General features: G+C 43.3%; 13 protein-coding genes. 9 read left to right on the top strand and 4 right to left on the bottom strand.

The genetic code is table 11. The annotated features are described in order from the left end of the window. Positions 1-77: 77 nt before the first annotated feature. From BA1DRAFT_RS08670 to BA1DRAFT_RS08700, 7 genes are all read left to right on the top strand, one after another. Complete coding sequence (locus tag BA1DRAFT_RS08670; protein WP_036778007.1) at positions 78-1193, top strand: PLL family lectin; 1116 nt, start codon at positions 78-80, stop codon at positions 1191-1193. Between the two features lie 578 nt (positions 1194-1771). Next, positions 1772-2896 carry a PLL family lectin gene (locus tag BA1DRAFT_RS08675; RefSeq protein WP_036778010.1) on the top strand — a complete coding sequence of 375 codons (1125 nt, stop codon included), beginning with the start codon at positions 1772-1774 and terminating at the stop codon, positions 2894-2896. A 588-nt stretch (positions 2897-3484) separates the two neighbouring features. After that, on the top strand, positions 3485-4027 hold the full coding sequence (locus tag BA1DRAFT_RS08680) for a PLL family lectin (protein WP_338049277.1): 543 nt from the start codon (positions 3485-3487) through the stop codon (positions 4025-4027). A 497-nt stretch (positions 4028-4524) separates the two neighbouring features. After that, complete coding sequence (locus BA1DRAFT_RS08685; RefSeq protein WP_036778011.1) at positions 4525-5643, top strand: PLL family lectin; 1119 nt, start codon at positions 4525-4527, stop codon at positions 5641-5643. A 637-nt stretch (positions 5644-6280) separates the two neighbouring features. Next, complete coding sequence (locus BA1DRAFT_RS08690; RefSeq protein ID WP_036778014.1) at positions 6281-7396, top strand: PLL family lectin; 1116 nt, start codon at positions 6281-6283, stop codon at positions 7394-7396. Positions 7397-8162: 766 nt separating this feature from the next. Next, on the top strand, positions 8163-9293 hold the full coding sequence (locus BA1DRAFT_RS08695) for a PLL family lectin (RefSeq protein WP_036778016.1): 1131 nt from the start codon (positions 8163-8165) through the stop codon (positions 9291-9293). A 306-nt stretch (positions 9294-9599) separates the two neighbouring features. Next, positions 9600-9935 (top strand): type II toxin-antitoxin system PemK/MazF family toxin, encoded by a 336-nt coding sequence (locus tag BA1DRAFT_RS08700; RefSeq protein ID WP_051560721.1) that lies wholly within the window; start codon positions 9600-9602, stop codon positions 9933-9935. Between the two features lie 198 nt (positions 9936-10133). Here the strand turns inward: BA1DRAFT_RS08700 and BA1DRAFT_RS08705 are convergent, their stop codons facing one another. Beyond that, on the bottom strand, positions 10134-10328 hold the full coding sequence (locus tag BA1DRAFT_RS08705) for a hypothetical protein (protein ID WP_200868779.1): 195 nt from the start codon (positions 10326-10328) through the stop codon (positions 10134-10136). Between the two features lie 134 nt (positions 10329-10462). Between BA1DRAFT_RS08705 and mutS the strand changes: the two genes are divergently transcribed. Beyond that, the gene (gene mutS / locus BA1DRAFT_RS08710; protein ID WP_036778018.1) at positions 10463-13018 is read left to right on the top strand and encodes a DNA mismatch repair protein MutS; all 2556 of its coding nucleotides are present in this window, start codon (positions 10463-10465) and stop codon (positions 13016-13018) included. 4 nt (positions 13019-13022) lie between these two features. Continuing rightward, positions 13023-13784 carry a tRNA isopentenyl-2-thiomethyl-A-37 hydroxylase MiaE gene (gene miaE, locus BA1DRAFT_RS08715; protein ID WP_036778021.1) on the top strand — a complete coding sequence of 254 codons (762 nt, stop codon included), beginning with the start codon at positions 13023-13025 and terminating at the stop codon, positions 13782-13784. Between the two features lie 108 nt (positions 13785-13892). Here miaE and BA1DRAFT_RS08720 read toward each other — a convergent pair whose 3' ends face one another. The 3 genes from BA1DRAFT_RS08720 to rpoS all read right to left on the bottom strand — a co-directional run bounded on the left by BA1DRAFT_RS08720 (position 13893) and on the right by rpoS (position 15927). Next, positions 13893-14180, bottom strand: a complete 288-nt coding sequence (locus BA1DRAFT_RS08720; protein WP_036778023.1) for a HigA family addiction module antitoxin — start codon at positions 14178-14180, stop codon at positions 13893-13895. Further along, positions 14180-14458, bottom strand: a complete 279-nt coding sequence (locus BA1DRAFT_RS08725; protein WP_036778064.1) for a type II toxin-antitoxin system RelE/ParE family toxin — start codon at positions 14456-14458, stop codon at positions 14180-14182. Before BA1DRAFT_RS08725 ends, BA1DRAFT_RS08720 begins: the two co-directional genes overlap by 1 nt. Before the next feature lie 470 nt (positions 14459-14928). Then, positions 14929-15927, bottom strand: coding sequence for an RNA polymerase sigma factor RpoS (rpoS, locus tag BA1DRAFT_RS08735; RefSeq protein WP_036778027.1), 999 nt, complete (start codon positions 15925-15927; stop codon positions 14929-14931). Positions 15928-15946: the final 19 nt, after the last annotated feature.

Raw genomic sequence — 15946 nt, forward strand, 5'->3', positions numbered from 1 at the left:
TTTTAAAGAGTTAAGACATTAATTATTAAATGACTATTTGGTGAATCTAAAAATTTATTTTTAACGAGGATATACATATGAAAAAAGAGCCGATTACAACATTAAATCCAGATAATACTGGATTATCTGTTACAGACGAGGCTGAAACTGAAAACCCTACCATCGCGGCGTCTGGTATTGTCTCAGCGGTGAATACCTCTGATGGCCGGATCGAGATTTTTTGTGTTGGTGGTGACAATGTAGTATGGCGCAATGGACAAACAACACATACAGGCACTTACTGGACCGGCTGGACCTCACTCGGCTTAAAAGCGACCAGCAAACCCGCCGCTTACCTCAATTCAGACGGTCGATTAGAAGTATTCGTACGTGGCACGGATAATGCGCTGTGGCATAACTGGCAAACCACACCCAACGCTAGCTGGTCAGGCTGGCAATCTTTAGGCGGAACACTCACCAGTAACCCTGCGGTACATATCAACGCCGATGGTCGGCTAGAGGTCTTCGCACGCGGCCCTGATAACACACTCTGGCACACTTGGCAAACCGCTCCCCACTCCAATCCTTGGTCGAGCTGGTATTCTCTGGGCCAAGTGATCACCAGTAACCCAGCAGTCCATATCAATTCCGATGGTCGGCTTGAGGTCTTTGCCCGCGGTGCCGATAATGCACTCTGGCACATCTGGCAAACCGCTCCCCATACCGGTTATTGGTCAAGTTGGCAGTCTTTAGGCGGCGTCATCAATAGTGACCCTGTGGTCATCCGCACCGTCGATGGCCGGCTTGAGGTTTTTGTACGCGGCAGCGATAACGCACTCTGGCACATCTGGCAACTCGCCCCTTACTCCAATCAGTGGTCTAACTGGGCTTCATTGGGTGGTATTATCACCAGCGCCCCTGCGGTAGCAAAGAACTGCGACGGCCGGCTTGAGGTTTTTGTACGCGGCACTGATAACGCTCTCTACCACATCTGGCAAAATGATACCCATTCCGGTTCATGGCACACTAACTGGGAGCGATTGGGTGGTGGACTCTCCAGCGGCCCAGAAGTCGTGAAAAATTCTGATGGTCAACTTGAAGTCTTTGTACTTGACAATGGTAACGGACTCCACCACATCTGGCGTACCCCATCATCGTGGTCAGCTTGGACCTCCCTTGGCGGCATCTTAATCGACGCTTCCGTGATCAAATAATTTAAAAGGAGCCAGATTCGCACAATATACGCGTAATTTTCTGGCCCGATGCATGAAGGAAAATATTCATTACTCCGCATCAGGCCAGCAATACTTCAATTTGCTGGTGTCATCCCAATATTCGACATGCAAACCGGGCATTCGCTCAAACTTTCGTATTTTATTAACGAAAAACATATAGTTTTATCCATCCAAAATAGACTTTTAGTTGAATTATCTAGAAATAAACCTCTAACAAAGTAACCGCTTGGTTATCAGACATTTCTAATAAAGTCAAAACAGTCATGATAAAAACACATTTTCAAATATAAGAAAAATGAAATTTTAAAATAGGAGAACATTTCATTTATAATTTATTGTTCTTTTAATAACCGCACGTGAATATATAAACACAGGTAGTTTTATAATGTAATATCATAATTATTTGACACTTTGCGGTTCATAACCCAGTATCAAATAGAACATTCATTATTTCTCTAAAAATAAAAGTGAGAATATTAATTCAAAGAATTAAACATCTTGTTTATTAAATAACTATTTAGTGAATCTGAAAGATTATTACTAAAGGGGATATATATATGCAAGAACAATCTATTAATACATTAAATCCAAGTAATACCGGGCTATCTGTTATAGATAAGGTATCAATCGAAAACGCAGCTATCGCAGCGTCTGGTATTGTCTCAGTGACTAACACCGCCAATGGTCGACTTAAGGTTTTCGGTGTGGGTACTGACAATGTAGTGTTGTACAATGAGCAAACATCACATACAGGCTCTTCCTGGACCGGCTGGTCCTCACTTGGCTTACAAGTGACTAGCAAACCCGCCGTTCACATCAATTCAGACGGTCGATTAGAAATATTTGCACGTGGTGCCGATAATGCGCTATGGCATAACTGTCAAATTGCGCCCAACGCCGGTCTGTCAGGCTGGCAATCTTTAGGTGGCATGATTACTAGTAACCCTGCCGTATATGTCAACGCCAATAGTCGACTTGAGGTTTTTGTGCGCGGCGCCGATAACACACTCTGGCACATCTGGCAAACCGCTCCCCATTCCGGTCCGTGGTCAAACTGGTGTTCTCTAGGTCACGTAATCACCAGTAACCCAGCAGTCCATATCAACGCCGATGGCCGACTGGAAGTCTTTGCTCGGGGTGCCGATAACGCACTCTGGCACATCTGGCAAACTACTCCCCATGCTGGATGGTCTAGCTGGCAATCATTAGGCGGCACCATCACTAGTGATCCAGTAGTCACCTGCACCGTCGATGGTCGGCTGGAGGTCTTTGTGCGTAGTGTCGATAATGCACTTTGGCACATCTGGCAAACCTTCCCCTATTCCAGTCAGTGGTCTAACTGGGATTCGTTGGGTGGCATTATCACCAGCGCCCCTGTGGTAGCAAAGAATTGTGACGGCCGACTTGAAATCTTTGTTCGTGGCGCCAGCAAAGGACTCCCACTCTTCCACATCTGGCAAAATGATACCCATTCAGGTTCATGGTCCAACTGGGCTTCATTAGGTGGCGGACTCTCCAGCGGCCCAGAAGTTGTGAAAAATTCTGATGGCCAATTTGATGTCTTTGTGCGCAATACCGGTAACGGACTTCACCACATCTGGCAAACTGCTCCCTATTCCAATCAGTGGTCTGATTGGACCTACCTCGGTGGTGTTTTTATCGACGCTTCCGCGATCAAATAATCTGAAAGGAGCCAGATTGGCACAATATATGTGTAATTTTCTAACCCGATGCATTTAAGGAAAATATTCACTGCTCTGTATCGGGCCAGTGGTATCTTATTTGCTGGTATTATCCCAATATTTGATATGCAAACCTAGTTTTCTCTCAAACTCTCGTATTTTATTGACGAAAAACATATAGTTTTATCCATCTAAAATAGACTTTTAATTGAATTATCCAGAAAACAACCTATAACAAATTAACCGCTTGTTTATCATGCACTTATGATAAATTCAAAATAGTCATGATAAAAAACATTTTCAAATACAATAAAGATAAAATATTTAAAAAAGGAAAATAATTCATTCATAATTTATTATTTTTGAATAACTGCATGTAAAAATAAATATAAACACACGAGATTTTATAATGTAGCATCACGATTACCTGAAATTTTCACGGATCATAAACCAGCATCAAATAGAATATTAATTATTTCTTTAAATAATAAAATATAAAAGTGAGAATATTAATTCAAATAATTAAACATCTTGTTTATTAAATAACTACTTAGTGAGTCTGAAAAATTATTTCTAACGAGGATATATATGCAAGAAGAATCTATTAATATATCAAAGCCAGATAATGCTGAGTTTTCTGTTACAAATGAGCTAATCGAAAACTCATCTATCGCGACGTCCAGAATTGTCTCAGTGACTAACAAACCCGCGGTTCATCGTAATTCGGACGGTCGATTAGAAGTATTCGTGCGCGGTACTGATAACTCGCTCTGGCACATCTGGCAAACCGCTCCCAATTCCGGTTGGTCAGACTGGCAATCTCTAGGGAACACAATTACCAGTAACCCTGCCGTATATGCTAACACCGATGGCCGCCTTGAAGTCTTTGCCCGCGGGACTGACAACGCGCTCTGGCACATCTGGCAAACCGCTCCCAATTCCGGCTGGTCAGACTGGCAATCTCTAGGAAGCACGATTACCAGTAACCCTGCCGTATATGCTAACGCCGATGGCCGCCTTGAAGTCTTTGCCCGCGGGACTGACAACGCGCTCTGGCACATCTGGCAGACGGTAGCATCCGGTTCATGGTCTAGCTGGGAATCCCTCCGCGGCTCCTTAAGCAACGCTTGAGCAACCAAATAATCTAGCTTCGCACAAGGCGAGCATAACCTTCTGGTCCGATGTATTTCAAGGAAGATATTTACTACGCTGCATCGGACCAGCGACACCTAATTTGCTGGAATTAACCCAATAGCCAGATGACGAATTGTGTACTTTAATAATGATCATCAGATATTTTGAATAAAAAAACAAATATAACTGTAAAAAAACAGACTTTAAATAGAAAACAAAGAAAACTTTAAAATAAGAAAATAGTTTATATATAATTAATGTTTTTTAGATATTCGTATTTAAAAATACATATCAACACATAGACCTCCATAATATAAAATCACATCCAAAAAATTAACAATTAAAATTTAATATCAAATAAAATATTACTTATTAACTTTATAAATAAAAATATACCAGAATGCAATCGAAAGTATTAATGTGAAATTAAACACATTACTTATTAAATAACTATTTATTGAATCTAAAAAATTATGCCTAAAGAGGATATATATATGAAAAAAGAATCTATTAATACATCAGTTCCAGATAATACCGGGTCATCTGTTGCAAACGATATAGAAGTATCCAATGAAATCTCTTGGACTGCGTTACCCGGAGTTATTTCGGCGGCAAACAACGCCGATGGTCGGCTAGAGGTTTTTGGTGTGAGCACCAACAATGCTCTGTGGCACAACTGGCAAACGGTACCCAATACCGAATCTTCCTGGTCTGGCTGGCACTCACTGAATGAAGGAGCGACCAGCAAACCCGCCGTTCACATTAACTCAGACGGCAGATTGGAAATATTCGTGCGTGGCACAGATAATGCGTTATGGCATAACTGGCAGACCGCTCCCGGCGCCGGTTGGTCAGGCTGGCAATCTTTAGGTGGTCAGATCACCAGCAATCCAGTGGTGTATATCAACTCCGATGGCCGACTTGAGGTCTTTGCTCGCAGTTCCAATAACGCACTCTGGCACATCTGGCAAACCGCTCCTCATGCCGGTCCGTGGTCTAATTGGCAATCACTAAATGGCGTGCTTACCAGTGATCCAACGGTATATGTCAACGCCAATGGTCAGTTTGAGATCTTTGCGCGCAGCAACGATTACTCTCTCTGGTACATCAAGCAAACGACTTCTCATACCTATCCCTGGACAAATTGGCAGTCACTGAGTGGTGTGATAACGAGCAATCCAGTGGTAATCAGCAACTCTGATGGCCGACTTGAGGTCTTTGCGCGCGGTTCCGATAACGCTCTCTGGCACATTTGGCAAGTTGCTCCTAATGCAGGTTGGACAAACTGGCAGTCACTTTCTGGCGTCATCACCAGTGATCCTGCGGTACATATCAACGCCGATGGTCGGCTTGAGGTCTTTGTACGTGGGCCTGATAACGCTCTCTGGCATATCTGGCAGACGGCAGCATCGGGTTTATGGTCTGATTGGGCCTCATTGTCTGGCGTGATTACCAGCGCTCCTACGGTAGCGAAGAATTCTGACGGTCGGCTTGAAGTTTTTGCCCGCGGTGCGGATAACGCACTCTTGCACATTTGGCAAACTACATCATCGTCGTGGTCCGCTTGGGCATCCCTCGGTGGCGCCTTAATCGACGCTTCAGCAATTAAATAACCTGCTTCGCACAAGGACGTGCATAACTTTCTGGCTTGATTGATGCATTGAAGGAAAACATTCACTATGCTGCATCGGGCCAGTAATACCTTACTTATTGTAATCAATCCAATTCTCAACACGTAAACCAAGCATTCGCTCAAACTCGCGCATAAAGATATAGTTTTGTCTATCTAATGTAGTCTCTTGGTCGAATAGACCCAAAAAGCAATGTCAAACAAAACCCCCGTTTTATAGAACATTCATGCACTAGAATCTGTGTTTTTAATGCCAGTCGGCAAATTGTTCGCTTCCGTAAAAATTATCAGATGTTTTTAATACAATTAAAACAATTATGATAAAAATATATTTTCAAATATAATAAAGATGAAACCTTAAAACAGCAAAACAGTTTATTCATAATTTATTATTTTTGAATGACTGTATGTAAAAATATATATAAACAGAAGAAGCTTTATAATGTAGCATCCCACCCACTTAATACTTCACGGACAATCAATCAGCATCAAATAAAGCATTAATTATTTCTTCAAAGAATAAAGAGTAAAAGTGAGAATATTAATTCACAGAATTAAACACCTTGCTTATTAAGTAACTATTTAGTCAATCTGAAAAATTATTTCTAACGAGGATATATATGCAACAAGAACCTATTAATATACCAAAGCCAGATAATGCCGAACTACTTGCTATAAATGAGGTAACAATCGAAAACACGTCAATCGCGTTGTCTGAAATTGTCACAGTAGTAAACACCTCCGATGGACGGATCGAAGTTTTCGGTGTGGGCACTGACAATGCCTTGTGGCACAACAGACAAACAGCACCACACTCAGGCTCTTCCTGGACCGGCTGGGTCTCTCTTAACGGAAAGGTAACCAGCAAACCTGTCGTTTATATCAATACAGACGGTCGTCTAGAGGTATTCGCACGCGGCACCGATAATGCGCTCTACCATATCTGGCAAACCGCCGCCAATGCCGGTTGGTCAAACTGGCAATCTTTAGGGGGGACAATTACTAGTGACCCAGCGGTATGTGTCAACACCGATGGCCGACTCGAAGTCTTTGCGCGTGGCACCAATAACGCTCTCTACCACATCTCACAAACTGTCGCTCATTCCGGTCCGTGGTCAAATTGGCAATCTTTGAATGGCGCGATCACCAGCAACCCCGCGGTTCATATCAACTCAGACGGTCGGCTGGAAGTCTTTGCGCGTGGTACCAATAACGCTCTCTACCACATCTGGCAAACCGCTCCTGATTCCAACCAGTGGTCAAATTGGGAATCACTCGGTGGGGCAATCACTAGCGATCCTGTCGTCATCGGTACCGCTGATGGTCGGCTTGAAGTCTTTGCGCGCGGCACTAATAACGCTCTCTACCACATCTGGCAAACCGCTCCCCATGCCGGTCCGTGGTCCAACTGGGCCTCGTTGAATGGCGTGATTACTAGCGCCCCTGCGGTGGCGAAAAATGCCGATGGCCGGCTGGAAGTTTTTGCACGCGGCACCAATAACGCTCTCTACCACATCTGGCAAACGGTATCCCATTCCGGTCCGTGGTCCAACTGGGCCACGCTGAATGGCACGATCACCAGTGCGCCAACAGCGGTGGAAGACGCCGATGGTCGGCTTGAAGTTTTTGCGCGTGGCACCGATAACGCTCTCTGGAACATCTGGCAAGCCACACCATCGTGGTCCGCTTGGGTATCCCTCAATGGCAACTTAATCGACGCTTCAGCAATCAAATAATCTGGAATAAATCCAGCTTTGCACAAAACGAACGTCACCTTCTGGCCCGATACGCTAAAGAAAATATTCACTGCGCTTTATCGGGCCAGTGGTACTGAATTTGCCGGCAAAAATCTAATATTCGATACACAGACCTGGCATATTATCGTTGATAACAAGGACATATTTTTGTCTATTTGAAACAGACTATTAGTCGAATATTCCCGGAAAACAACTGTAAACAGAATAACCTCTTTTAGGTACATGATTAAATCAGGTTCTGCGTTTCTCAATAGCCAGATTATGAATTGTGTGCTTTAATAATTATTCAATCAAATATTTTAAACGAAATTTAAAAATCCATGAAACAAATATAGTTAAAATAGAAAACAACGGCGACCTTAAAATAAAAAAACAGTTTATTTAAAAATTATTTCACTGAAATAATTTTGTATAAAAAACATATATATCCTATGGATTTCAAAGTGCATCGCGACGGTAAGGGAACGAATCCCCGGGAGCATAGATAACTATGTTACCGGGGTGAGTGAGTGCAGCCAACAAAGAGGCAACTTGAAAGATAACGGGTATAAACATGTAACCAAATAATTCGAGATAATATTTACTTAACACTTACAGATCAATAATTAACAAAAAAAACCGTTCTTTATTTTATTAAAAACAACATAGGAGGCTAGTAAAGATATCAATATATAAAGCCGAATATCTCTCTCATTAAATAATTATTTTTTGAACCAGAAAAACTATTTTTAAAGAGAATATACATATGAAAAAGGAACCCATTAAAATGCCAAATCCAGATAATACAGAAGCATATGTTGCCAGTGAGATAGCAATCGAGAACTCTGCAATAGCATTATCTGGAATTGTCTCAGTAGCAAACAATGCCGATAATCGACTTGAGGTTTTCGGTGTAAGCTCTGACAGCGCAGTGTGGCACAATTGGCAAACTACGCCGCTGCCAACCTCCTCCTGGGCCGGTTGGAGCAAAGTTAACGGAGTCGTGACTAGCAAACCCGCTGTCTGTCGTAATTCGGACGGTCGATTGGAAGTATTCGTACGTGGCACGGATAATGCTCTCTGGCACATCTGGCAGACCGCCGCCGATACCAATACTTGGTCAAGCTGGCAGCCGCTGTATGGTGGGATCACCAGCAACCCAGAGGTATGTATCAACTCTGACGGCCGACTTGAAGTCTTTGCACGCGGCACCGATAACGCTCTCTGGCATATCTGGCAAACCGCTGCCCATACCAATTCGTGGTCAAGCTGGAAATCTCTGGGTGGCACACTCACCTGTAACCCTGCCGCACATATCAACGCCGATGGCCGACTTGAAGTCTTTGCACGCAGCACCGATAACGCTCTCTGGCACATTTGGCAAACCGCTGCCCACACCGATCAGTGGTCAAGTTGGAAATCGTTGAATGGCGTGATCACTAGCGATCCAGTGGTCATCGACAACTGCGATGGTCGGCTTGAAGTCTTTGCACGTGGTGCCGATAGCACACTCCGGCATATCTCACAGATCAGCTCTGATTCCGTTTCGTGGTCAAACTGGCAATGTTTGGATGGTGTGATCACTAGCGCTCCTGCGGTGGTGAGGAATATCTCTGGTCGGCTTGAGGTCTTTGCACGCGGCGCTGACAACACGCTCTGGCGCACCTGGCAGGTTTATCATAACGGCCCGTGGTCTAACTGGAGCTCATTTACAGGCATTATCGCCAGCGCCCCAACGGTAGCGAAGAATTCAGACGGCCGGATTGAGGTCTTTGTGCTTGGCCTTGATAATGCACTCTGGCACCTCTGGCAAACTACTTCATCAACGACATCATCGTGGACCACCTGGGCTCTCATCGGCGGTATCACCTTGACTGACGCTTCTGTGATCAAATAATCTGGAAGGAACCATTCGCATAAGACAAGCGTAATCTTCTGGCCCGATGCATTAAAGAAAATATTCACTGCGCTGCATTGGGCCAGTGGTGCTTAATTTGCTGGAGTTAAATAAGATTCTAAAATAGTGCTACATCTTATATCACTCATAATCCCATATATAACAATGGGTTGAAGAGAGTCATGTGTAGCAGAATTATGAAAAGCTATTTAACCCAATATTCGACATGTAAGCTCAATACGGGTTCAAACTCATATATTATTGTTTATGACAAAGATATACTTTTGATTGAATATACCACCTGAAATGGTAAAAAATCGGCTTGTTGTTATTATAAACGGTAAAATAGATGGCAATGCCTGTATAGTTGTTCCTCTATCAAGCAAATGTGATCAAAATAAATTACAACGTGAAATGCACGTTGTAATTGATAAAAGCGTTGTTGAAAATATGAAATATTTTGAACAAATAACACGTTGGGCAAAAGCGGATCTTGTACAACAAGTCAGCCGACAACGGCTACAAAGACCAAGAACTGATAGAGGTTATTTAAATCAAATTTTACCCAAAGAAATCGTCACTAAAATTCAATTGGCAATAATTAAATCCATAAACGCAAGTCAATTGTTATCAACATCATGACACTTGATTTCTCCAGTAAGAGCGCTCACAATATAGCCGTTGCCCATAAAGGCCCAAAATATTTATTCCCTTTGAGGGACCTGCGAAGCCTAGCAATTCAATTAGCTAGGCTTCTGCCATTCTAGCATCCCATAATTTCAACAAAGAATTTCCATAAAAAAGCTCTTAGTACACAAAGGCTCAGGCTGCTGGCAAAAACTAATAAGACATTTGTTCAGATTTTAGATTGGTCATACTGGCGGCAACATCAATAACGAGCTCAACAATCTCGCTATCATCATCAAGGAAATTCTTTACCAACAAGGCAATTACGGCTGTAGTATTAGACAGCAAAAACCAGTCAACATTGGGAAATTCTCTCAACCACTTCGGCAACTCAGCTTTGCTTTCCACACAGAGCCAAATTAACCAGACCAAAATTACAACTAAATTTGCGAATTGCTTCCAGATTTTACTTGTGTAAGTTTAAAGCTTGGTGCGATACCATAACGAAAGAATTGATTCACAAATTTAACTAAGACCACTGCATGATTAATACAGAAACTTTTGACACCCACACGCCCATGATGCAGCAATATCTCCGTCTTAAAGCACAGCATCCTGATATCCTGCTGTTTTACAGAATGGGGGATTTCTATGAGCTATTTTATGACGATGCCAAAAAGGCGGCAAAATTGCTGGATATTTCCCTGACCAAACGAGGTCAATCAGCCGGCAATCCTATCCCTATGGCAGGCGTGCCACATCATGCAGTAGAAAACTACTTAGCTAAGCTGGTTCAATTAGGTGAATCAGTCGCTATCTGTGAGCAAATTGGCGATCCTGCCACCAGCAAAGGCCCGGTTGAACGTAAAGTTGTTCGCATCGTTACTCCCGGCACCGTGACAGATGAAGCTTTATTACAGGAACGGCAAGATAATCTGCTGGCGGCTATTTGGCATGATAATCAAGGATTTGGTTATGCCACACTAGACGTGACATCTGGCCGCTTCCAAATATCTGAAATGGCAGAGCTGGAAACGATAGCCGCTGAATTGCAACGTAGCCGTCCTGTCGAATTGCTCTATCCTGAAAGTTTTGAACATATGGCGCTGATTGAAAATTTTCATGGCCTGCGCCGCCGTCCTTTATGGGAATTTGAGCTGGATACCGCAAAACAGCAATTGAACCTGCAATTTGGTACCCGTGATCTCGTCGGTTTTGGTGTGGAAAAAGCAGCGCTTGCTCTGCGTGCCGCTGGTTGCCTGTTGCAATATGTCAAAGATACTCAACGCACGGCGCTGCCACATATTCGCGGCATTACGATGGAACGTCAGCAAGATACGGTTATTATGGATGCCGCCACCCGTCGTAATCTGGAACTGACACAAAACCTGTCCGGCAGCACAGATAATACTCTCGCTTCTGTTCTTGATCTGTGTGTTACCCCGATGGGTAGCCGAATGTTAAAACGCTGGTTGCATGCCCCTGTCAGGGAGCGCCAGATATTAGAAAATCGTCAACAAGCTATCGCTACTTTGCAGGAAATTGGCTTGGAGTTGCAGCCATTTTTGCTACAGGTAGGTGATCTCGAACGTGTGTTAGCACGCCTGGCTCTACGCTCTGCTCGTCCAAGGGATCTGGCAAGAATGCGCCATGCATTCCAGCAATTACCAGATATCCATCAAGTTATGGACTCCTCAGATTCCCCTTATATCAAGCAATTGCAGAAGAATATCGGCAGGTTTGATGAATTACAGGAATTACTTGAAAGAGCGATTGTAGAAACCCCTCCGGTGTTGGTTCGCGATGGTGGCGTAATCGCACCGGGTTATAACAGTGAACTGGATGAGTGGCGCACACTGGCTGATGGCGCTAGTAATTATCTGGAACAACTGGAAATCCGCGAACGGGAAAAGCTGGGTATTGATACTCTGAAAGTCGGCTTTAACGGTGTTCATGGCTACTATATTCAAGTCAGCCGAGGACAGAGCCATCTGGTGCCAATCCATTATGTCCGCCGCCAAACACTGAAAAATGCTGAGCGTTATATCATCCCTGAGCTAAAAGAGTATGAAGATAAGGTTCTGACCTCTAAAGGGAAATCTCTGGCAATAGAGAAAGCGCTTTACGAAGAATTATTCGATCTGCTATTGCCTCATTTGGCCAAATTACAAACCAGCGCCGAAGCACTGGCTGAACTTGATGTATTGGCAAATCTGGCAGAACGCGCTGAAACCCTGAATTATGTTTGCCCAACATTGAGCGATAAACCGGGAATTCAAATCACCGGTGGTCGTCATCCGGTTGTTGAGCAAGTTCTGCGTGAACCATTTATCTCAAACCCACTCTCTTTATCTTCACAGCGGCGTCTGCTAATTATTACCGGTCCAAACATGGGCGGTAAAAGTACCTATATGCGTCAGGCGGCACTTATTACACTTCTGGCCTATATCGGTAGCTTTGTACCGGCTGAAAAAGCAGTCATCGGCCCAGTTGATCGTATATTTACCCGTGTAGGTGCCTCCGATGATCTGGCATCCGGCCGTTCAACCTTCATGGTCGAAATGACCGAAACCGCCAATATCTTGCACAATGCGACAGAACAAAGTTTGGTATTGATGGATGAGATTGGCAGAGGGACATCAACCTACGATGGCCTTTCTCTGGCATGGGCGTGCGCAGAAAATCTGGCAAACCGCATTAAAGCAATGACGTTGTTCGCCACTCACTATTTTGAGCTGACCACATTGCCGGAAAAACTTGAAGGCGTGGTTAATATTCATCTGGATGCGGTAGAGCATGGCGATACCATCGCATTTATGCACAGCGTACAAGAAGGCGCAGCCAGTAAGAGTTACGGGTTGGCAGTTGCTTCCCTCGCCGGCGTTCCACGTGAAGTGATTAAACGGGCGCGCCAGAAACTTAAAGAGCTGGAATCGCTATCCAACCATGCAACGGCAAGTCATGTCGATACACCGCAGCTTGCGCTATTAACAGAGGAAACATCACCGGCGGTTGAAGCATTAGAAAATCTTAATCCAGATTCACTGACTCCGCGTCAAGCATTAGAATGGATTTATCGACTAAAAGATATGGTGTAAGAACGTGTTTGACAAAAACCTTTTACAACCGATATACCATTTTTTGCAATGTGAAACCCCGGATTTGTGGGTAGATAAAGCAAAGCAGCCTGAAAATTTACCTGTGCTTCTACGCGATCATCTATTATGCGAACTGAAAGCAGCACAGAGCGCTATGTTTTTGATCCGAAAGTATGCAGTAGATCAGCGAAGTGAGGATACACTTCTGGCATGGTTTAAACCTTATGAAGATTTTGCTTACAAGAAAATTGGCGATCTCAATTCACTAAGAGGTCAAAACCAAGCGACCAAACAGATCACTGCTAAAGCTAATTCACCCTATAGCCAGGATCTGATTGATAAAATGGTGCTGCTGATTAAAGAAGAGTTACATCACTTCTATCAAGTGCTAGAAATCATGGACGCACGCAATATCAGCTATGAAAGCATCACTGCCAGCCGTTATGCTAAAGGCATGCTCAGCCATATCACCAACCATGAACCTTATACATTGGTGGATAAGCTAATTATCGGCGCTTATATTGAGGCGCGTTCTTGTGAACGCTTCGCCAAATTGGCCCCTCATTTGGATGAAGATCTGAGTAAATTTTATATCTCGCTGCTGCGCTCTGAAGCACGTCACTACCAGGACTATCTTTCACTAGCGCAATCTATTGCTAATGAAGATATTACCGAACGGGTAAACTATTTTGGCCGTGTTGAAGCTGAATTGATTCAAAATCCAGATAGCGATTTTAAATTTCACAGTGGCATTCCTGTAATTTAAACTGAATGTATATTGATTAATAAAAGAAAGGTGAGCTTATACTCACCTTTCAGACCAACGACAAAACAATTGAGATGGTTCAGAATCAGGGACATTGAAATATGTCAATCAAGCTATTTGCAATCGATGAAGATGAGACACATCGATATGCTGTTTTGCCTGCCATAAATCATAGTCCACCTGCATTCCCATCCAAACTTGAGGTGAACTGCCAATAACAACAGACAATTTCAGTGCCATTTCTGGCGAAACATCAGACTTGCCAACAACCAAGCGTTGCACAGTTGATGGTGCTACACCCAGTGCCTTAGCCAAGCCTCTGGCGCTCAAATTCAGAGCCTCCATAGCCTCTTTAACTAATATTCCGGGATGCGGGGGGTTATACATCATAACCATTAGTGGTAATCCTCATAGTTCACAATGTAGACATCACCATCATACAACTCAAAGGTGATTCGCCAATTCCCTGTCACAGTAATAGACCACACACCATTCCTGTTTCCTGTAAGTGGGTGTAAAAAAAAGCCCGGGATATCTACATCTTCAATTTTTACAGCTCTATTCAACACCTCAAGACGGGTAGCAATTTTTGGAGCTTGCATAGCATTAATACCGGCTGTAGAACCTGTTTCAAAAAACTTTTTCAACCCTTTATGTTTAAAACTCTTAATCATATCCGTCCGCTGAACAGTGCTGCTCGGTACAATTATCATACTCAGCCGCCGCACTATACGCAACACCTTTACAAGTCACAGTGAGACTTTAAAAGCCATCCGTGGCTTAGATGGAATTATGCTGGCAATAAACAGACGAAATGAATTTAATCCCGAGAGGCCGGATATAATGTGGTGTATTAATATCAATTATATTCAAACGAAAATAAGAGTAGAACTATCCGGCGATAACGATGAACTTGTCCCCTTGAAAAGGAAAACTATTTGGAAGAGGATAATGAAGTGCCCTAAATTAGTCGACCACCGTAATTTAAATATCAGAAATCTTTGATTGAAATTTACTATCATCATCTAAGACAAAATTAGGGAAATCCTACCGGGTACTGAAGAACCTGATAATACCAAGCATCAACAATGCAAAAACAGGAACAACAGCTCTTCAGAACCCAAGTAGTTAAACTACTCAACAATTAAGTACGGAATAACGCTTCAATATTCAAACCTTGAGTTTGCATAATATCTTTCAGACGTCGCAAACCTTCGACCTGGATCTGACGCACTCTTTCCCTTGTCAAACCAATCTCTTTGCCCACATCTTCCAGCGTTTCAGCCTCATATCCCAAAAGACCAAAACGACGCGCTAATACTTCACGTTGCTTCGAATTCAACTCAAACAGCCATTTGACGATACTCTTTTTCATATCGTCTTCCTGTGTTGTTCCCTCCGGCCCACTTTCATTCTCATCCGATAAAACATCCAATAGCGCTTTATCAGAATCACTGCTAATAGGGGTATCAACCGAAATGATGCGCTCATTCAATCGCAACATACGGCTTACATCATCAACCGGTCTATCCAGTTGTTCTGCTATCTCTTCCGGGCTAGGTTCATGATCCAATTTATGGGCAAGTTCTCTTGCTGTACGCAAGTAGACGTTGAGTTCTTTAACAATGTGGATTGGCAACCGAATAGTACGGGTTTGATTCATAATCGCCCGCTCAATAGTTTGTCGAATCCACCATGTTGCATAGGTAGAAAACCTGAACCCGCGCTCCGGGTCAAATTTTTCAACAGCACGGATAAGGCCAAGATTACCTTCTTCAATCAAATCAAGAAGGGCTAAACCTCTATTACTGTAACGACGAGAAATTTTAACAACCAATCGCAAGTTACTTTCGATCATTCTCTGGCGGGCCAGAACATCACCACGTAATGCCCGCCTTGCGAAAAAAACCTCTTCTTCCGCCGTCAGCAAAGGAGAAAAACCAATCTCGCCAAGATAAAGTTGTGTTGCATCAAGAACCCGCTGGTTCATGCCCTGCAATACATCTAAATCATTCTCAAAATCAGTTATATCATCCTCATCGTTCTTCAATAATTTCTCATCGAAGTCGTCAGCTTCAATACCACTTTCATCTAAATCCGCATCATCATACAACTCGTTAACTTTCAGCGTATTTTGGCTCATAAGCTGCCCCTACCCATGA

Source organism: Photorhabdus aegyptia, from assembly GCF_000612035.1.
GTDB lineage: Bacteria > Pseudomonadota > Gammaproteobacteria > Enterobacterales > Enterobacteriaceae > Photorhabdus > Photorhabdus akhurstii.